16 protein-coding genes are annotated in these 19,371 nt (G+C 57.3%); 8 read left to right on the forward strand and 8 right to left on the reverse strand.

The genetic code is table 11. The features are described from left to right. Positions 1–206: 206 nt before the first annotated feature. Both rpmG and rpmB read right to left on the reverse strand, forming a co-directional pair. Entirely contained in the window at positions 207–374 is a 168-nt protein-coding gene (gene rpmG, locus QKW35_RS15095) for a 50S ribosomal protein L33 (RefSeq protein ID WP_282354367.1), read from the reverse strand. Positions 375–385: 11 nt separating this feature from the next. Further along, positions 386–622 (reverse strand): 50S ribosomal protein L28, encoded by a 237-nt coding sequence (rpmB, locus tag QKW35_RS15100; protein ID WP_282354370.1) that lies wholly within the window; start codon positions 620–622, stop codon positions 386–388. A 413-nt stretch (positions 623–1,035) separates the two neighbouring features. Here rpmB and QKW35_RS15105 point away from each other — a divergent pair, with 413 nt between their 5' ends. Both QKW35_RS15105 and QKW35_RS15110 read left to right on the forward strand, forming a co-directional pair. Then, positions 1,036–3,798, forward strand: coding sequence for a bifunctional diguanylate cyclase/phosphodiesterase (locus QKW35_RS15105; RefSeq protein ID WP_282354372.1), 2,763 nt, complete (start codon positions 1,036–1,038; stop codon positions 3,796–3,798). Beyond that, positions 3,795–4,643 carry an HDOD domain-containing protein gene (locus QKW35_RS15110; protein ID WP_282354374.1) on the forward strand — a complete coding sequence of 283 codons (849 nt, stop codon included), beginning with the start codon at positions 3,795–3,797 and terminating at the stop codon, positions 4,641–4,643. The genes QKW35_RS15105 and QKW35_RS15110 overlap by 4 nt, the downstream gene beginning before the upstream one ends. Positions 4,644–4,697: 54 nt before the next feature. Here the strand turns inward: QKW35_RS15110 and QKW35_RS15115 are convergent, their stop codons facing one another. The 3 genes from QKW35_RS15115 to radC all read right to left on the reverse strand — a co-directional run bounded on the left by QKW35_RS15115 (position 4,698) and on the right by radC (position 10,053). Continuing rightward, a complete protein-coding gene (locus QKW35_RS15115) occupies positions 4,698–7,832 on the reverse strand; it encodes an efflux RND transporter permease subunit (RefSeq protein ID WP_282354376.1) in 3,135 nt (1,044 codons plus the stop codon). Beyond that, positions 7,829–9,220 carry an efflux RND transporter periplasmic adaptor subunit gene (locus QKW35_RS15120; RefSeq protein ID WP_282354379.1) on the reverse strand — a complete coding sequence of 464 codons (1,392 nt, stop codon included), beginning with the start codon at positions 9,218–9,220 and terminating at the stop codon, positions 7,829–7,831. Before QKW35_RS15120 ends, QKW35_RS15115 begins: the two co-directional genes overlap by 4 nt. A 158-nt stretch (positions 9,221–9,378) precedes the next feature. Beyond that, positions 9,379–10,053 carry a RadC family protein gene (gene radC / locus QKW35_RS15125; RefSeq protein ID WP_282354380.1) on the reverse strand — a complete coding sequence of 225 codons (675 nt, stop codon included), beginning with the start codon at positions 10,051–10,053 and terminating at the stop codon, positions 9,379–9,381. A 442-nt stretch (positions 10,054–10,495) separates the two neighbouring features. Between radC and coaBC the strand changes: the two genes are divergently transcribed. The 6 genes from coaBC to QKW35_RS15155 all read left to right on the forward strand — a co-directional run bounded on the left by coaBC (position 10,496) and on the right by QKW35_RS15155 (position 16,030). Further along, positions 10,496–11,701: a bifunctional phosphopantothenoylcysteine decarboxylase/phosphopantothenate--cysteine ligase CoaBC gene (gene coaBC / locus QKW35_RS15130; protein WP_282354382.1), complete on the forward strand. Its 1,206-nt coding sequence runs from the start codon at positions 10,496–10,498 to the stop codon at positions 11,699–11,701. Between the two features lie 10 nt (positions 11,702–11,711). Beyond that, complete coding sequence (gene dut, locus QKW35_RS15135) at positions 11,712–12,167, forward strand: dUTP diphosphatase (protein WP_282354384.1); 456 nt, start codon at positions 11,712–11,714, stop codon at positions 12,165–12,167. A gap of 25 nt (positions 12,168–12,192) precedes the next feature. Continuing rightward, positions 12,193–13,581, forward strand: coding sequence for a phosphomannomutase/phosphoglucomutase (locus tag QKW35_RS15140; RefSeq protein WP_282354388.1), 1,389 nt, complete (start codon positions 12,193–12,195; stop codon positions 13,579–13,581). Positions 13,582–13,647: 66 nt separating this feature from the next. Next, complete coding sequence (argB, locus tag QKW35_RS15145; protein WP_282354390.1) at positions 13,648–14,547, forward strand: acetylglutamate kinase; 900 nt, start codon at positions 13,648–13,650, stop codon at positions 14,545–14,547. Between the two features lie 12 nt (positions 14,548–14,559). Beyond that, positions 14,560–15,165, forward strand: coding sequence for a nucleoid occlusion factor SlmA (gene slmA / locus QKW35_RS15150; RefSeq protein WP_282354392.1), 606 nt, complete (start codon positions 14,560–14,562; stop codon positions 15,163–15,165). A gap of 88 nt (positions 15,166–15,253) precedes the next feature. Beyond that, complete coding sequence (locus QKW35_RS15155; protein WP_282354394.1) at positions 15,254–16,030, forward strand: sulfite exporter TauE/SafE family protein; 777 nt, start codon at positions 15,254–15,256, stop codon at positions 16,028–16,030. Here QKW35_RS15155 and QKW35_RS15160 read toward each other — a convergent pair. Genes QKW35_RS15160 through QKW35_RS15170 form a run of 3 tightly spaced genes read right to left on the reverse strand, consistent with a single transcriptional unit; the run spans position 15,998 to position 19,362 of the window. Further along, the gene (locus tag QKW35_RS15160; protein ID WP_282354396.1) at positions 15,998–16,810 is read right to left on the reverse strand and encodes a divergent polysaccharide deacetylase family protein; all 813 of its coding nucleotides are present in this window, start codon (positions 16,808–16,810) and stop codon (positions 15,998–16,000) included. The two genes, QKW35_RS15155 and QKW35_RS15160, sit on opposite strands and share 33 nt — an antisense overlap. Positions 16,811–16,851: 41 nt before the next feature. Next, the gene (locus QKW35_RS15165) at positions 16,852–18,162 is read right to left on the reverse strand and encodes a S41 family peptidase (RefSeq protein WP_282354398.1); all 1,311 of its coding nucleotides are present in this window, start codon (positions 18,160–18,162) and stop codon (positions 16,852–16,854) included. A gap of 27 nt (positions 18,163–18,189) precedes the next feature. Then, positions 18,190–19,362: a murein hydrolase activator EnvC family protein gene (locus QKW35_RS15170; protein ID WP_282354399.1), complete on the reverse strand. Its 1,173-nt coding sequence runs from the start codon at positions 19,360–19,362 to the stop codon at positions 18,190–18,192. Positions 19,363–19,371: the final 9 nt, after the last annotated feature.

Here is a 19,371-nt window from a genome sequence, read left to right on the forward strand (position 1 = left end):
CGAAGTAAGTCGCTTCAGTAGTGAACGTAAAAAGGAGTGGTGCTGTATCCACTCCTTTTTATTTGCCTCTGGTACAGCCACCCCTTGTGACCCGCATAGCAATCTAGCTCCCGGTCTTGCTTATTCCCTGCATCCCGGTGTCAGCCCCTGTCTTTCAGGCACAAAAAAACCCGACCATGGCCGGGCTTTTTAACTGAAGAAAAATCTTATTTGATTTTAGCTTCTTTGTAGATCACGTGTTTGCGAACAACCGGGTCGTATTTCTTGAATTCGAACTTGTCCGGAGTGTTACGCTTGTTCTTAGTAGTGGTGTAGAAGTGACCGGTGCCCGCAGAGGAAACCAGTTTGATCTTATCAACAGTACCTTTAGCCATGATCCAGCTCCTTAAACTTTGATGCCGTTGGCACGGATGTCAGCCAGAACAACATCGATACCTTTTTTATCGATGATACGCATACCTTTAGAAGATACACGCAGGCGTACGAATTTGTTTTCGCTTTCTACCCAGAAACGGTGCCAGTGCAGGTTAGGCAGGAAACGACGACGAGTCTTACGCTGAGAGTGGGAAACGTTGTTCCCGGTTACTGGACGCTTGCCAGTTACCATGCATACTTTAGCCATTGCTAAAAACCCTTTTATAAATGTTTCGTATACTTCTCACCGGATATTTATTGAAACAGCGTTCAACACCTGCACTCTCAGGCTCACAACATGCTATTTCTCAGGCGGAGCGTCCTATACGGAGACAGAATACCATACCGGAGTGGGGCAAGAAGGCGGCAAATTATACACGATCCAATGGTTAGCACCAGTCTTTCCGCATGATTTATCGTCGACACCGCATTTGGTGTCGCGGTACTGAACTCTGCATCCCTGACTGAGATCAGCGTCTTATCGTTCCTTATACAAATGTAACGTGCGGGGATACCCCCATTTGATGTAGACTCGGTAGCAACATTAGCGCAGATTTCGACCAGCCATTTGCGCCTGATCCAGCCAGGTAACAATCATCGACAAGCAGGATGTTTCGCTGTATGCCTAGTTCAAAGTTTCTGCGCCAGCTATCCGTGGTCACCTTGTTCTTAGTGGTCTCAGCGTGGGTGGCCCATGTAGCATACAGCTATGAAAAGGATGCACACGCGCGCGAATTTCGTTACCAGGCCGAATCCCTCGCAGGCCATATCCAGACCCAGATGAAACGCTTTTTTGTCGCTATCGATGGGATACGGGGATTGGCATCCACCCACCCAGATCTCAGCGCATACGAGTTTCGAAATTACCTCTACAATGCCGACCTTTTCGGGCAATTCCCGGCAGTGCGCGCCGTTGCTTACGCTCCGCGTATCGGTGTTGACGACCTACCGTTACTGATTAAACGTCTCGCCAGGGACCCGGAACGCCAATACTTGCGATATCCAACGTTCACGGTGGCGCCTGAAGGTCTGCGGCAAGAGTACTTCCCCGCCACACTGGTAGAACCCCGCGCAGGGAACGATAAAGTCTATGGATTCGATCTATGGGCCTTGCCCACACGCCGCCATGCTGCTGAGCGCGCTCGTGACAGCGGCCGCCCGATCATGTCAGCGCCGGTGGTACTCTCCCAGGATGCTGACAGTGATATCAAGAGCGTCTTACTGCTCAACCCTGTTTACGCGGCAGGAATGCCGACACAAACCCTTCAGGAACGCAGGGACGCCCACATAGGCTTCATTCCTGCGGGTTTCACCATCAGCTATGCGTTGCAGCAAATCCTGACCCAGGAAAGTCAACAGATCCTGCCGTTCAGCCTGTATGACGCGGGCAGCACCGAGCTGGCGCAACCAAATCCTCTCGCCGCGGCCGACCTGCTCTACAGCACCGTAACCGCCCCCGCAGACCACAGTACACACGACCAACCACCGCAGGAAGCATCTGTAACCTTCACCGTGGGTGGACGCTACTGGCATTTGATCACTGCACGCCCACTAGTACTGACCTGGATGGAGCAATACGCCACAGCGGTCCTGATTGTGTTGTTGGGTTTAGCACTGGGGGCTGGTGCTGCAAGACTGCTGGAAGACATCCTTGCCTCCCGAGACACGCGAAAACGCCTCCAGTTTGCAGAAAGCGAAGTGGACGCGTTTTTTGACATGTCGGTGGATATGTTCTGCGTGGTGAGCTTCGACGGCTACTTCAAACAGATCAACCGAGCCTGGGTATCCGGTTTAAAGTTCGATCAGGAATATCTGCTACAGACACCGCTCAAGGAACTGATCCACCCTGACGACCTGCTCAGCTCCCAGCAAGTGATGCACCGCCTGCAGCAAGGCGAAACCATCACCGACTTCCGCAACCGTTACCGCACCCGCAGCGGTGAATACCGCTGGCTGAGCTGGCGCGGCACCGCCGCACCTGGTGACCGCCTGATCTTCGCCGTGGCTCGGGATGTCACCACTAAGATGGCAAACGAAAAGCGGATACAAAAGCTGGCCTATTTCGACCCGCTGACCGAGCTGGCCAACCGCTCCAACTTTATGGACCAGTTACACCGGGAGATTTCCCTGGCCCGACGTCAGCACAACAGGCTGGCGATCTTCTACATCGATCTGGACGGTTTCAAAGACGTTAATGACAGTATGGGGCACGAAACCGGCGACGTTTTACTGCAACAGGTAGCCGAGCGTCTTCGATTGGAACTGCGAAGTTCCGACTTCGCGGCCCGCCTGGGCGGTGATGAGTTCTGTATTCTGATCAACGACCTGTCCGGCGATTATTCCGCCCCGGCCGCGGCGCAACGTATCTTACAGGAGATCAGCAGCCCGGTTGACCTGGGTATTCGCACCGTCACGCCGCGGGCCAGCATTGGCATCGCCTACTTCCCGGAAGACGGTGAAGACAGCACCAGCCTGCTCAGAGCAGCCGACAGCGCCATGTACTCTGCCAAGTTTGCCGGTAAACACCGATACGCCTGCTACCAACCCCATATGACCGAAGCGGCCATGGAACGCCTGCAGATGGAGCAGGAACTGCGGTACGCTATCGAGCACAACCAGCTGGAGCTGCATTATCAGCCGCAGATCTGCCTGCAGACCGGCACCCTGAAAGGGGTGGAGGCCCTGGTGCGCTGGCGCCATCCGGAAAAGGGGCTGATTATGCCGTTGCAGTTTATCGAAACCGCCGAACGACTTCGCATTATCGACGCCTTAGGCGAGTGGGTGCTTAATACCGCCTGTACTCAAGCGCAGCGCTGGTCCCAGAGTGGTCGCGAGCGTTTCACCATCGCGGTCAATATATCCCCGCTGCATTTTGAAGATCCGGAACTGCTTCCCACAGTAAGAAACGCATTACTCCGCTCCGGGCTGCCCCCGGAGTATTTGGAACTGGAGATCACCGAGACCCGCATCCTGCAAACTCAGGCCGGTCAGGCCAATGCATCGGCCCTACGCCGCATGGGTGTGCACGTAGCCGTTGACGACTTTGGCACCGGCTATTCATCGCTGCAGCTGCTGCAGCAACTGGAGATCGACACGATTAAAATAGACCGTTCGTTCATTACACCACTCGCAGAACAACCAGAGGCTGCTATTCTTTTGGGCACGATTGTCGGTGCGGCACACGCATTTGGCGCTAAGGTAGTCGCCGAGGGAGTAGAAACCCTGGAACAAGCGCGCATTCTGCATGGCGTGGGCTGCAATCTGGTACAAGGTTATTACTTCTGCCACCCGGTTCCGGCACTGGAACTGCCGTCAGGCGATCAATCACTCTATCCGAAAGAATCCGCTGTCGATACGGCCGAGAAAGGAATCCATATCATATGACCGACACGCTCACCCTGCGGGGCAAAACTCTGCGCCTGCCTGTTATCTCGCCAGGGGCGGCCACACTGATGCAGCAGCTGTCAGATGACACCATTCCTTTTGACCAACTGGCAGCCGTCATTGAGCGATTCCCCACCATCAGTGCACGTCTGATCGCCTTAGCCAACTCTGCCTGGGCCGCGACTACCCGTGAAGTTACCAGCCTGCCCGATGCCTGCACGCGTCTTGGCTTTAATGTGGTGCGCAGCACCAGCATCGCACTGATCGTCTCGGCACCGTTTAATCCCAACCGCTGCCCGCTGTTCTCGCCGGTGCAGTACTGGCAGGATTCAATGTTAATCGCGGAAGCAGCATTCGGACTCAGTACCACGGAGCTGCCTGAACCGCTATGCAGCCAAACGATGCGTACCATGGGACTGCTGCACAACCTGGGATTGCTCTGGTTGGCAGACAGTATGCCGGAGGAGACCCAGGCAGCCCTGACACTTGCATTGGAGGACAACGGCATCAGCGTCAGCGAAGCTTTGATCCGCACTTGTGGATTTGATTATGCCGTAGCTGCCGAAGCCCTTTGCGACGCCTGGCAACTGCCGGATACGATCACTCGGGTTCTGGCCCACCAGAATGATCCACACTACCGGGATGATCTGTGGCAAGGCTCGGAACTGCTCCGTCTGAGCAAAGCACTGATCAGACAGCTGGGTAAGGCCACACCGGACAGCCTGGCCCCGCTGGAGAACGACGCGTTGGGCATCAGCTTCGGTGACCTGCGTGCCGAGTACCGCCGCCTGGAAAAACTGCATCCACACATCAACGAGCTGGCCAGCACGCTGTTCCTGGCTTAATCCTTATCGATTCAAACCCACTCTCTGCTCCCGTTCACACGGCTGACCACAGCGTCAGGCAGTGGTCAGCCCCGATGCATTCTCTGCATCGGGATTGCCCGTGCCCGACTCGTCGATCTCGGTAAAACCAAAGTCCTCAAGGATCGCATAGGCCGCCGGCAATACCAGCAACAACAGCAGGGTGGAGGTGATCATGCCAAACACTACGCTGGCCACCAGCGGCACCAGCACCTGTGCTTGCAGACTGGTTTCCGACAACAGCGGCAACATGCCTGCCACCGTGGTCACCGAGGTAAGGAAGATGGCACGGAAGCGATCACGCACCGCCTGACCGGCCGCATCATGCAGGCTCAACCCTTCGCGCGAGCGGATCTTTACAAACTCCACCAGCAGGATCGAGTCGTTCACCACCACTCCGGCCAGGGAGACAAAACCAATCATACTGGGCAGGCTCAGATTAAGCCCCATCAGCATATGGCCCCAGATGACCCCGATCAGCGCCAGCGGGATATTCAGCAGGACGATGAGCGGTTCCTTGTAATTACGGAACTGCAGGCTGAGCAGCAGGAATACCCCCACGATGCCCAACACAAAACCGATCAACACCGATCCGCTGGTCTCCTGATTGTTCTTTACTTCGCCCTCCAGGCTGAAGGTCAGATCCGGGTAACGCTGCTGCAACGTGGACAAAAAGCGGTTGCGGGTATCAGTGATGATCTCGCCGGTGTTGGCGATCTCCGCGTCCACATCGCCGGATATCGTCACTGTACGCTGATGATTGATACGTTTAATACGAGAGAATTCACGCTCTTCCTGTACTGACGCCACCGCACTGAGCGGGATATCAACGCCTGACTTGTTAAACAGCACCAGGTTTTCAAAGTCGCTCAGCGCCTGTGCTTCGTCACTATCCAGCTTAACGGTCACTTCGTAGGCTTCGCGCCCCTGATAGATATCACTGACCTTCACCCCCTGATAGGCAGCACGCAGCTGGTTGGCCAGATCGCGGGCATCAATGCCTGAATCCAGCGCCCCGGGCAGCAAGCGCACGTTAAGCTGTGGCTTTCCTGGTCGCAGGTCATCCATGATGTTGGAAACGCCGTCGTACCCCTTGAGCCAGGTCTGCAGCGCCCAACTGGCGTGCGATAGCTGCTGCAAATCATCACCCTGCAGGCGGATCGAGATAGCCTGCCCGGCCGGGCCAAACTGCGGTTCCTTAAACTGGATCGCCACCGCGTCCGGGAACAGCGGCGAGCTTTCACGCCACAGACGCATCAACTCCACCAGCGAGGTCTGACGTTTCTCCGCATCCAGCAGGTCCAGGCTGATCGTGGCCAGATGACCGCCCTCCTCGTTAGCATCAGCGTTCTGGCTGAAGGAGGCCTGTACATTTTTAACCAGCTCCCCCTGCGGTTCCGGCGGCAACTGAGCCAGGGAACGATCCAGGCTGAGCAACAGTTCGCTGACCACGGTTTCGGTACGGACAAACGGTGTGCCCTGCGGCATCAGCACCCGCGCTTCCAGCCGGTTACCCTCGATATCCGGGAACCCCTTGAACTTCACCACCCCGGCAGCCATCAAACCCACCGAGAAAACAAAGCTCACCAACACCAGCCCCACCACGAGATAACGGTAGGCAATTGCCAGATCGGCCAGGCGCCCGACACGCTCACACAGATGTTCAAAGCCACGTTCAAACTTGTCACGCCACATAGATTTTTGGTCCTGGGCGCGGTGTTCCAATGAGTGTTTGAGGTGGTGCGGCAGGATCAGGAAGGCTTCCACCAGACTGATCGTCAACACCGACAGCAGCACCACCGGCAGCACACCGAGGATCTGCCCCATATCCCCTTTCAGGAACAGCAGGCTACCAAACAGGATGGCAGAGGTAACAAAGGAGGAGAACACCCCCCGCGCCACCTTTTTCACGCCGTCGATTGCAGCATTCAGCGCGTCTTTGCCTTTGCGGAATTCGCTCTCGATACTCTCCGACAACACGATCGCATCGTCCATCAGGATGCCGATCGCCATCAGCAGCGCCACCATCGAGATCATATTGATGCTGATACCAAAGGTGCTCATCACCACCAACCCACCCAGGAAGGAGATCGGCAGCCCCATCGCCACCCAGAAGGTATAGCGCCAGGCGAAGAACATAAACAGGGCCAACGTGGCTAGGAGCAAACCCTGCCAGCCATTGGTGAGCAGTAGATTGAGACGGTCCTTTACGATAGAGGCCGCATCCTGGGTGATTACCAAGCGGGCACCCTCCGGCAGGCGAGCGTTCTCCTGATCCACAAAGGCTTTAACCGCGTTGTAGACGGTGAGCGTATCGTCGGTTTTGTTCTTGCTCACCTGGATCAGTGCCGCGGGGTGGCCGTTCAGCTCGGTGCGTTTCTCCTCGTCGGAGAAGTTATCCTCGATGCGGGCAATATCCGCCAAACGCAGCTGACCGCCTTTTTCGCTGTTGAGGATAATCAGCTCCTCCAGCTCCCGGATAGTACGGCGCTCGTTTTCAAAACGGACCTGATAGGAACCCGCGCTGGCATCCAGCACACCGGCCGGCAGATCCAGCGCCTGAGCACTGATCAGGTCGGCCACATCCTGTACGCTGAGGTTGTACTGGCGTAACACTTCGGGCTTTAGCAGCACGCTGAGTTCGTGATCGGAGAACCCACTCACGGTAACGATCGGCACGTCTGGCAAGGCCAGCAAGCGGTTACGGTAATACTCCGCCAACGCTTTCAGCTCCGGCTGGGTCAGGTCGGCGGTGATTGCCACACTCAGCACCGCTTCGGTACGGCCCAGCTCTTTCACCACTGCCTTTTCCACATTATCCGGAAACTCGGTGATTCCATCGACGGCCGCGTTAACGTCATCCAGGAACTGCTTAATGTCACCCGCTTCCTGCATATCCAGGGTCAGGGTGCCTAGGCCATCACGAGCCTCACACGCTTGCTCTTCCAGAAAGCTGATGCCGTCGGTGGCGTCCTCCAGACGGTTGCAGATCCCCTCTTCCACTTCGGATGGACTGGCCCCCGGATAGGGCACCGTCACCTGCACCTTATTCTGCTTCACTTCCGGGAAGGTCTCTTTATTCAACGATGGCAGCGCCACCGCGCCCAACAGCAAAATCACCACCATCAGAATGTTGGCGGCGGTTGGATGGGCTGTGAAATAGCGGATCATTGTGCCACCGCTCCTTCAGCCGGTTCACCCTGTGAGCCGGTACCGGACGCCTGTTCCCGCAGATTTCGCTGTAGCTGTTCATCCACCTGTGCGGTCAGCGGCATACCCGGAATAACCGGAATCAGGTCATTAACGATCAGGTGCTCGCCAGCGCTGAGGCCACTTTTGATCAGCGCCAGCTCCCCCTGCAACAGTGCCACCTCAACCGGGCGGATCTCCAGCTTGCCCTCTGCATCCACCAGGTACACCCGCCCCTGATGCAGCGCCTTGTATGGGATTACCAACGCATCGCGGGGGGGCGTGTAGATTTCAACGCGGGTGAACATCCCTTTGATCAGCGGCGGACGCACTCCCGGAATCACTTTTTCGTAGGGTTTATCCACAGCCACCACGATGCCGAGGGTACGGCGCTGGGGATCAATCGACTCGGACAGGCGCAGCACCTCAGCCTGCCAGCGGGCCTGCTGCGGATCCCCCACCAACGTCACCTCCGCCTGCAGCTGCATCGCCTTCAGGATGTTGGACAGATTGGTCACATCCAGATTGACCTCCCGGTTACCCAGCGGGGCCACCAAACCGCGCATCTGGCTCACCGGCACCTGGGCGTTGATCTCTACGCCGTCCAGGTTAAGGGCTTCAAACAACAAGGTACCCGCAGTGACAAACTCACCCTGCTCCACCGGCACATCGCCGACACGGGCATCAAACGGCATGGTGACCTCGGTGCGTCCCAGGGTTGTCTTCTGACCTTTAACCTGCTCCTGGGCGCGGGTGATCTTGGCTTTCTCGGCGGCAATCCGGCTGGCGTAGGTGTTCATCTGGCCCTGCAGATCACTCACCGACTGACGCAGCTGGATCACCTTCTGCTCCTCCGCATCCAGGGTGGAACGGGCGATCAGGCGTTTGTTCCAGATATCCTGCACACGGGCCAGTTCTTTCTCACCCACCCGCAGATTTTCCTGTGCCAGCTTGAGGGACCGGGCCGTGGTGCGCTGCTCCTCCTGGATCTGCTTCAGCGCCGACTCACTGGACTGCAGATCTGCCTCACTCTGCTTGAGGGAAACCAGGAAGTCATCCACCTCGATCCGCACCACCACGGTACCGGCGGCAATACTGCCACCCTGCTTCAGCTCCGGGTGCAGATAGGTAATTTTTCCGTTCAGCTCAGCCTTGCTCTGCAAACTGATGGCTGGCTCAACGTTACCGTAGGCACGCACACGGGCGCGGAACGGCACGGGTTCAACCGAGATCACCTCCACCGTACGGGGTTTCATCTGGGTGTTGTTGTGCTGCACTGGAGGTTTGCTCTTCACCATCATGACCGTGAGACCAATGCCCAAGGCCAGGACAATCAGCAGGATAGCAGGGGTTTGCAGCAGTTTTTTCATCGTCGATTCCAATCAACAGCAGCCGAAAAAGGGAGTAACAGCACATAGTTCAGCATAGTTATATATCAGCGGGCGCTTAAATATCTCTGTTTTAACTAAACTTTACATCGTTGAGGAACACCCCGATGCGCTGAATCAAGCGATCCTCAGACCTATTCTTAGATCAGTCCACGCTCGGCAAACGACACCACCTCGGCGTCACCCACCACCATATGATCCAGCACCCGGATATCCACCAACCCCAATGCCTGTACCAGGCGGTCGGTGATCTGCTTGTCGGCACGGCTCGGCTCCGCTACACCAGAGGGGTGGTTATGGGCCAGAATCAGAGCGGCCGCATTGTGCTCCAACGCCCGTCGCACCACTTCACGCGGATAGACCGACGCGGCATCGATGGTGCCAAAGAACATCGGTTCAAAGCGGATCACCCGGTGGCGGTTGTCGAGAAACAGGCAGGCAAAGACTTCACGGGCCTCATGACGCAGGCGGGAGGAAAGATATGCGCGCACGGCGTCGGGGCTTTCCAGCGCAGAATCCCGCTCCAGAGAGGCGGCCAGGTGTCGCCTTCCCATCTCCAGCACTGCCTGCAATTGCACGTATTTAGCTGGCCCCAGCCCGTGGGCAGCACAGAAATCATCCGCACCACTCTCCAGCAACGGGCGCAAACCACCAAACGAGGTCAACAGCTCCCGCGCCAGATCGACAGCACTTTTCCCGGCCACCCCGGTACGTAGAAAGATAGCCAGCAGTTCGGCATCCGACAGGGCATGCGCGCCCAGATTGAGTAGTTTTTCACGGGGCCGCTCACCTTCCGGCCAGTCACGAATTGACATATTCACCTCCTTGTCATGGTCTGCAGGGAGACTGTGCCCAAACAAATTTGATACCGGTCATTGCGACCCGATGGACACCACCTGCTGCGTATTAATAGGCTTCCTGCTCTACATGGGCCTTTTAACACTCATTGATTTGCTGCTGTTGTGACTAAAAAAGCGTCCATCAAGGCACGAGGAACGTGGTTTGGTTATTCCAAATAAGAGACGAGCTACGATGAGGGGCGCTTTTTTAGCCGCAACCCGAAGGGCTGGGGTCATTTTTGCCTCCTGCTGCGTTGAAACTCGCTTATTTAGAACACTAAACCTCGCTCCTTTCGCCTTGCCGGAGACAAAAATGATCTCCAGCAGCAATAAATACAATGAGTATTAACAGGCCCTACGCTGAAATGGTATCTTACACGCTCTTTACAGAATTCACAGTTGATCGTGGTTGCACGGTATGCAGAGACTTACTAACCGACAAATTGTTTTAGGTATTACCGGTGGAATTGCCGCCTATAAAAGCGCTGAACTGACCCGTTTGCTGAAGGGCGCCGGTGCTGATGTTCGGGTAGTGATGACCCCGGCAGCGACCGAGTTTATCACCCCACTGACGCTACAGGCACTGTCCGGCAATCCGGTGCATCTGCACCTGCTGGATACCGAAGCGGAAGCGGGCATGGGCCACATCGAGCTGGCCAAGTGGGCCGACCTGGTATTGATCGCCCCTGCCAGTGCCGACTTTATGGCCCGTATGGCCGCCGGTCAGGGCAACGACCTGCTGACCACCCTATGCCTGGCCACCGATGCGCCGATCTGTCTGGCGCCGGCTATGAACCAGGCGATGTGGCGTGACGATACGACCCAGGAAAACGCGAAGAAACTGGAAGCCCGTGGCGTGAAGCTGTTCGGCCCAGCCAGCGGCGAACAGGCCTGTGGCGACACCGGCCCAGGCCGCATGATGGAGCCGGTTGAACTGGCCGAGCTGGCCGCGCACCAATTCGAGCGTGGTTTACTGACCGGTAAGACTGTCTTTATCACCGCCGGCCCAACCCGCGAACCGCTGGATCCGGTGCGTTACATCTCCAACCACAGCTCCGGCAAGATGGGTTACGCGCTGGCAGAGGCCGCAATCGACGCCGGCGCCAAAGTGAAGCTGATCAGTGGACCGGTCAACCTGGCCGCCCCTGACCGCGTCGAGCGCGTATCCGTACAGTCGGCTGAAGATATGCTGGCCGCCTCCCTGGACGGTCTGGAGCAGTGCGATATTTTTATCGCCTCCGCTGCCGTCGCCGACTATCGCCCCACAGCGATTGCCGAGCACAAAATCAAGAAGGGTAATGAAGAGATCATGGAGTTGCACCTGGTGAAAAACCCGGACATCGTGGCAACCGTGGCCTCCCGCGCAGATAAACCGTTTACCGTCGGTTTTGCCGCCGAGACCCAGGATGTTCTCAGTTACGCCCGCGGCAAGCTGGAGCGCAAAAACCTGGACATGATCGTGGCCAACGACGTATCCCGCAGCGATATCGGCTTCAACAGCGACGAGAACGCCGTCACCCTGGTAACCGCCGATGCCGACCTGGAACTGCCTCAGGCCTCCAAACGCCAGCTGGCCGGTCAGCTGATCGCCCATATCGCCCAGTCTTATTACAAAGTACGCTGATTGTCAGGCCATGAAGAAACTACAAGTTAAACTGCTCGACCCTCGCATTGGCTCCGAGTTTCCCCTGCCAGAATACGCCACACCGGGTTCAGCCGGCCTCGACCTGCGCGCGTGTCTGGATGAGACCCTGACCCTGGAACCGGGTCAGACCGAGCTGATCCCAACCGGCCTGTCGATCCATATCGAAGACCCCAACCTGTGCGCGATGATCCTGCCGCGTTCCGGCCTGGGTCATAAACACGGCATCGTGCTGGGCAACCTGGTGGGCCTGATCGATTCCGACTACCAGGGCCAGCTGTTTGTTTCCTGCTGGAACCGTGGCCACACCACATTTGAAGTTACGCCGGGCGAACGGATTGCCCAGTTGGTACTGGTCCCTGTGGTCCAGGCTGACTTTGAAGTTGTAGACGAATTCAGTGACAGCCACCGCGGTGAAGGCGGCTTTGGCTCCTCGGGTCGCCATTAATCATTTTTCAAAAGGACATTGCACCATGCGTTACCAACTTAAGGATCTCGATCAGACCATCTTTCGGGCCTACGACATTCGCGGCATTGTAGGCACCGCACTGACCGACGATACCGTGTACCACCTGGGTCGAGCATTCGCGGCCGAAGCGCTGAGCCAAAAGGTCAACACCATCAATGTGGCAGCCGACGGTCGCCTGTCCAGCCCCCACCTGAAAAACCTGCTGAGCCAGGGCCTGACCGATGGTGGCTGCAACGTAATCGACAACGGCTACGTGCCAACCCCACTGCTCTACTTCGCCGCCAATCACGACGAGCAGTGCACCGGCGTGATGATCACCGGCAGTCACAACCCAAGTGACTACAACGGCTTCAAGATGATGATCAACGGCCACACCCTGTCCGGCGACGATATCCAGACACTGAAACGCCGCATTATCGAAAAGGATTACTCCGAAGGCGAAGGCAGCATACGTGAGCAGGATGTGCGCCCGCAGTACCAGGAGCGCGTGCTGTCCGACGTAAAACTGGCGCGCCCACTGAAAGTGGTTGTGGACTGCGGTAACGGCATCCCGGGCGACATCGCACCGGGCCTGATCGAGAAACTGGGCTGCGACGTCACGCCGCTGTACTGTGAAGTGGATGGCACCTTCCCGAACCACCACCCGGATCCGGGCAAGCCGAAGAACCTGGTGGATGCAATCGCCAAGGTGAAAGAGATCGGCGCCGACCTGGGCCTGGCGTTTGACGGCGACGGTGACCGTGTGGGCGTCATCACCCCTCAGGGCAAGATCATCTACCCGGATCGCGTCATGATGCTGTTTGCCGAAGACATCCTGAGCCGCAACCCGGGCGCAGAGATCATCTTCGACGTGAAATGCTCTCGTCTACTGGCCAACGTGATTCGCGACGCAGGCGGTAAGGCCACCATGTGGAAAACCGGCCACTCCCTGATCAAGGGCAAAATGAAAGAGACCGGCGCCCTGCTGGCAGGCGAAATGAGCGGCCACATCTTCTTCAAGGAACGCTGGTTCGGCTTCGACGACGGTCTCTACAGCGCTGTGCGCCTGCTGGAGATCCTCGCCAGCCGTGAGGAGGACGCCGACGCCCTGTTTGATGCGTATCCGGAAGATGTGAGCACCCCGGAGCTGAACATCGATGTGACCGACGAAGGCAAGTTCAGCATCATCGAAGGTCTGCAGGCCCTGGAGTTTGAAGGTGGTGAGGCCAACCGTATAGACGGTGTGCGCGTCGACTACCCGGACGGTTGGGGCCTGATCCGTGCGTCCAACACCACACCGGTTCTGGTGCTGCGTTTTGAGGCAGAATCAGAAACCGCCCTGGAGCGTATTCGCGACCAGTTCCAACAACGCCTGTCTCAGGTTGATGCGTCCCTGACCATCCCACAGGACTGAGTTTGATCCCAAGTGCCCGCTACTCTGAGGTACCGGGCACTTCTGCGTACAGAAGGACAATAAAAAATGCCTCTTAATCGTATAGAAGCCATGACCACCGCTGAGGTTCTCAGCGAAGCGATGCCATACATCCAGCGTTTCGTCGGCAAGACCATCGTCATCAAATACGGCGGCAACGCCATGACCGATGAAAAACTGAAGAACAGCTTTGCCCGTGACATCGTGATGATGAAGCTGATCGGTATCAACCCGATCGTGGTTCACGGCGGTGGCCCGCAGATCGGTAATCTGCTGGACAAGCTGAGCATCGAATCCCACTTCATCAACGGCATGCGTGTCACCGACTCCAAAACCATGGACGTGGTGGAGATGGTATTGGGCGGCATGGTCAACAAAGAGATCGTAGGCCTGATCAACGCCAACGGCGGCAGTGCCATCGGCCTGACCGGTAAAGACGGCCAGCTGCTGCGTGCCCGCAAGCTGAAAGTGAAGCACAAGACCCCAGAGATGGAAGCCCCTGAAATCATCGATATCGGTCACGTGGGTGAAGTTGCGCAGGTGAACGTGAAGGTGCTGGATATGCTGGCCCAGTCCGACATCATCCCGGTGATTGCACCGATCGGTGTGGACGAAAACGGCGACTCCTACAACATCAACGCTGACTTGGTAGCCGGTAAGGTTGCCGAGGTGCTGCAGGCGGAAAAACTGATCCTGCTGACCAACATCGCCGGTCTGCTGGATAAGGACGGCAACGTACTGACCGGCCTGACCACCAAGCAGGTGGACGAGCTGATCGAAGACGGCACCATCTACGGCGGCATGCTGCCGAAGATCGACTGCGCGCTGGGTGCGGTTAAATCCGGCGTAACCAGCTCCCACATCATCGACGGCCGTGTGGCACACTCCTGCCTGCTTGAGATCTTCACCGATGAAGGTGTGGGTACGCTGATTACCAACCGTTCGTAGTAAGGACCGGGAATGACCGCACAAGAGAAACAGAAAGTATCCCGTTACGAGCAGATCCTGCAGGCCCTGGCCCAGATGCTGGAAGTCAACCCGGGTGCCCGCATCACCACTGCCGCACTGGCGAAAGAGGTGGGTGTATCGGAAGCGGCTTTGTACCGCCACTTTCCAAGCAAGGCACGCATGTTTGAAGGCCTGATCGGCTTCATTGAAGACACCGTCTTCACCCGCGTGAGCATGATCACCAAATCGGAGGCCGACGGCGTGCGTCAGTGTGAGCAGATCCTCACTCTGCTGCTGGCCTTCGTACAGAAGAACCCCGGCATGGCCCGCATCCTGACCGGCGACGCTCTGTCCGGCGAAACCGATCGCTTGCGCACCCGCGTCAACCAGTTCTTCGAACGCCTGGAAACCCAGATCAAACAGGTACTGCGCGAAGCGGAAGCCCGCGAAGGCCTGCGTACGCAGATCACCCCGGGCGCCAGCGCCAACCTGCTGATGGCCGCAGCTGAAGGCCGTATCCGCCAGTTTGTGCGCAGCGAATTCAAGCGCAGCCCAACCGAGCAATGGGATGACCAGTGGCCACGTCTGGCTGCTGCGGTATTCCGCCCAGCGGTTTAACCGCTTAGCTCAATCCAATACGGGAGGCCTCAGCCTCCCGTATCTATCTTTACCACCACCGCAAACTACCTGACGGGCCCAATATCCCATGGATCTGATACTGGATCAGCTACTGCTATTCACCCTCTCACTCTTTGCCAACGGCCTTTCGGCGATGGCGGGCGGTGGCGCCGGATTGCTACAGCTGCCGGTATTACTGTTTCTGGGACTGAGTTTTCCGGTGGCCCTGGCGACCCATAAGATTGCCAGTGTCGCGCTGGGCATCGGCGCTACCCTGCGTCACCTGCGCGAAGGTTCGCTGGACTACCGCTTCTGCGGGTATATCCTCGCCTGGGGCCTGCCGGGGGTTGTTCTGGGGGCCTACGTGATCCTGCAATTGCCGGAAGCCTGGACCATTCTGGCGCTCGGCATCCTGACGACAGGATTAGGGGTTTACTCCTTTTCCAAGAAACAATTGGGCATGGAGTATCAGCCACGTAACCGGGAAGGCAACGGTCTGATGGCCGGTGGCGCGGCGCTGTTTCTGATCGGCTTCCTGAACGGTTCTCTGACCTCGGGCACCGGCCTGTTTGTCACCCTGTGGCTGGTGTTCTGGTTTGGCTTCGACTACAAACGTGCCGTCACCTACGTGCTGATTCTGGTGGGGTTGTTCTGGAACTCATCCGGTGCGCTAACCGTGGCGCTGCAGCAGCCACCCCAATGGGATTGGCTGCCGGCGTTGTTGGTGGGGGCGGTTATCGGCTCCTACACCGGGGCGCATCTGGCAATCAGCCGTGGTAACAAACTGGTCAAACGGGCCTTCGAGACCCTGACCGTGATGGTGGGGATCAAGTTAATCGGTGACGGTCTCGCCCTGCTGTTCTGACGACACCTGAGTGGCCACGGCCAGCTGGACCTTATTTTGCGCCCTTTCCGTCAAATATCGCTTGATGCTGGGATTCACAATGGACGAAGCCGGCACCAGGCGGATACCTTTGGCGCGCAGGGTCGGCAGCGTTTTCGCCAGATAGCTGGAGGTCTCCGGGTAAGGATGCCCGATCACCACCACAAAACCAAACCGTTCTGCAACGCCCAGTGCACGCTTAAACTGTCCGTCGATAAACGCCTCATCGATCTGGTGATCAAGGAACACGTGGCGTTTCAGGTAGGGCACCTGAGCCTCCCGCGCTTTCTTCCAGCCCACGGTTTTCACCGTGGTCAGGCTATCAATAAAGTAGAGATCCCGTGCCTTCAGGGTTTCCATCACCCAGCTCATCGGCTCTTCCATACTGGTCAACAGGCTCCCCATGTGGTTGTTCACACCGCTGACATACGGTGTTGCATCCAGCGCCTCATTCAGGCCCGCCTGCAACGCATCGCGCTGCATGTCGACTGTGAGCGCACCGGGCCCCAACGCCTTAGCACGGGTATTGGCCATCGGCACGTGCAACATCACTTCACGTCCGCTCTCATGGGCGGCTTGGGCGAAACGTTTGGCGTAGGGGGTATAAGGTAGGATTGAATAGGTTACTGCGCCAGGCAGGGCCAGAGCAGCCTCCCCTTTTGCCAGGTTGTAACCCATATCATCAATGATCAGCACCATCCGTGGTTCGAAGTCGGACTCCTCCGCCTGAAGGAGCCCTGAAAAAGCTGTTATCCACAGCAAAAAGCTGAGCCTTAGGCCCAGCGTCCCTAATGAGATCAAGTTTACTTATCCTGTAACTTCACAATCGACAGCGCCTTCAGAAGGCTCAGCGCTTCAAACAACTGGAAATCGTCCCGCAACAGGGCTTTATCCTGCACCCGGCTGAGGCTAGCTTCGCTCTCGTTGTTCTGGCCGTTTTCCAAGTGGCCACTCAGGTCTTTCTCTTTCAGGTGCTCAACGCCACTGTCCAGCGGTTTCAGCTCGGCGTTCGCCACGTCGATATCCGGCTCAATGCCCTGTGCCTGAATGGAGCGACCGTTCGGGGTGAAGTAGCGTGCCGTCGTCAGCTTGATCGCACGGTCCTTGGCCAGCGGTAGAATCGTCTGTACAGACCCCTTACCAAAGCTGTCGGTCCCCATGATCACTGCACGCTTCTGGTCCTGCAGGGCACCGGCGACAATCTCGGATGCCGACGCAGAGCCACCGTTGATCAACACCACCAGTGGCAGGTCTGCCGCCACGGTCTGACTGTTGGCCTCAAACAGCTGGTCAGAGTTCGGCAAACGGCCTTCGGTATATACGATAGTGCCTTCGGACAGGAACGCATTGCTCACATCCACCGCGGCCTGCAGCACACCACCCGGGTTGTTGCGCAGATCCAGCACCAGACCGTTGAGTTCGCCCTCTTCCCGCAACGTCTCGAGCTGACGCGTCAGTTCCTTACCGGTATTCACCTGGAACTGGGTAATACGCAGGTAACCGTAACCTGGCTCAAGCAGACGGCTTTTCACGCTCGCGACGTGGATAATGTCACGCACCACCTTGATCTGCAGCGGCGCTTCACGCCCCTCACGCAGGATGGTCAGGATAATCGGCTCACCCGGCTCACCACGCATCAGGTTGATTGCTTCCTCCAGCGTCATGCTGGCAACGGGCTTGTCGTCCAGTTGGGTGATCAGGTCCCCCGCTTTTACACCGGCACGCTGCGCCGGGGTATCGTCGATAGGGGTAATGACGCGGATATAAGGCTCTTCCATACCCACTTCGATCCCCAGGCCACCAAACTCACCGCTGGTGTGCACCTGCAGGCTTTCAAACTCTTCGGCGTCCATGTAGTTGGAGTGGGGATCCAGACCTGCAAGCATACCGCGCACGGCATCCTGCAGCAGCTTGGCATCATCGACCGGCTCTACGTAGGCATTTTTGATGCGGTCATATACTTCGGCAAAAAGACGCAACTCTTCCAGTGGCAGCTGCTTGGCGGGTTCCTGCGGTGCAGCCGGAGTTTCTGCTACGGCGTTAAACGCCACACCACAGAGGGAAGCCATCACCAGTGAACGCAGTGCGGTCTGCACTGCCTTGCGCAATTTCATATTCTGTTCCTTATCATCCGGAAGCGGCTATTGTTTTGCCAGCCAGCGTTTCGGGTTGGTCGCCTTTCCTTTATATCGGATCGCAAAATAGAGCCCCGGCTCACTGCGGCCACCGCTAGCACCAACGGTGGCAATGGTTTCACCGGCAGAGACCCAATCCCCCACTTCACGCTGTAGTGTTTCATTGTAGCCGTAAAGGGAAAGATAATTGCCACCGTGGTCGATAATCATCACCAAACCATGGCCGCGCAGCCAGTCAGAGAACACCACTCGTCCGTGGTGGGCAGCTTTAACGTCACGTCCCGCCTTCGTCGCAATCCAGACTCCATCATAACGGATATTGTCCGATACGCTACCAAAGCTACGCCGGATCTTACCGCTCACCGGCCATGGCAGTTTACCCTTAAGTTCGCGGAACGCCTGGCCGTCACGGTCGAGCGCAACCTTATCGATGGCCCGCCGCACCTCTTTCAGCACTTTTTCCATACGCTCACGATCCGCCTTCAGGCGGGTGAGCCGTTGTTGATCCGACTTGATCTCACCCCGAATCGCCGCCAGCGTTTTAGCGCGCTCAGCACGGTTCTGTTCGAGGTCGTTTTTTTCCAGTTTCAGCTGACGGCGTTTCACCACCATCTTCTGCTCTGTGTCGGACAGCTCGGTTTCCGTATTGTTCAGCTGTGCCAGACGGATTTTGAAGCTTTTGATCTGCCCCGCCAGTTCGCTGTTGATCGCACCGAAGTAGCGCATCATACGGGACAGCTCTTCCGGGTCCTTCTGCATCAGCAGCACCTGCAACCAGGGTTGTTCTCCCAGTTTGTACTGTTCGCGCAGTTGTTGGCTGATCGATACTGCCCGCTTGTTCAACTCCTTGCGCAGGGCATCACGCTTGCCCTCCAGGGAACCTGCGTGAGCCCCCAGACGGGAAAGCTGCTTATCGAGGGCATGAATCTGCTTGCTGATACGCGCGATCGAGAGTTCGCTTTTACGCAGCTGGCTGCTAAGGCTGGACGCCTCTCCTTCGCTCTTGGAGAGTTGTTTCTGCAGGCTCGCAATATCCTTTTTCAGCTTGCGAATCTGGGCTTCGGAGGCCTGGCCGTCTGCGGCGTACGCCACAGACGTCAGGGAAAAGAGGAGTAACAGCGGCAGGCAGATTCTGGCGAAAACGCTCAGTGCTCCACCTCCCCCTGCATGCCGGGTCAAGTACGGCTC

Origin of the sequence: Pontibacterium granulatum (assembly GCF_029961155.1) — a bacterium.
GTDB classification, from domain to species: Bacteria; Pseudomonadota; Gammaproteobacteria; order Pseudomonadales; family Balneatricaceae; genus Pontibacterium; species Pontibacterium granulatum.